This window comes from Streptomyces tateyamensis (assembly GCF_003205575.1).
Taxonomy (GTDB): domain Bacteria; phylum Actinomycetota; class Actinomycetes; order Streptomycetales; family Streptomycetaceae; genus Kitasatospora; species Kitasatospora tateyamensis.
Map to the genome: position 1 here is coordinate 1 of NZ_PYBW01000330.1, position 250 is coordinate 250.

The 250-nt window shown below is 74.0% G+C and carries 1 protein-coding gene; it reads right to left on the bottom strand.

The features are described from left to right. Positions 1–250: aminoglycoside phosphotransferase family protein (locus C7C46_RS33610; RefSeq protein ID WP_220040755.1), on the bottom strand; the 250-nt coding region annotated here is incomplete at both ends.

A 250-nucleotide genomic window follows, 5' to 3' on the forward strand; every position in this document is an offset into this window, starting at 1 on the left:
CCACAGCCTCCGCAGCAGGCTGGTGGCCTCCAGCATCCCCTTGACCTCTGCCAGCGAGCGCAGCGGGATGTCCCAGTGCAGCCGCTCCAGCAGCAGGAACCCGGCCGCGGGGTCGGCGCCCAGCAGAAGCACCGCTCCGCGCACGGCCCAGTGCGCGAGCGCCGCGTGCTCATGCGCGGTCTCGGGTGCGACCAGGCCGGCATTGAGCACGGCTGACGAGTCGGCGGCCCCGCGCACGTACGCCACCAGG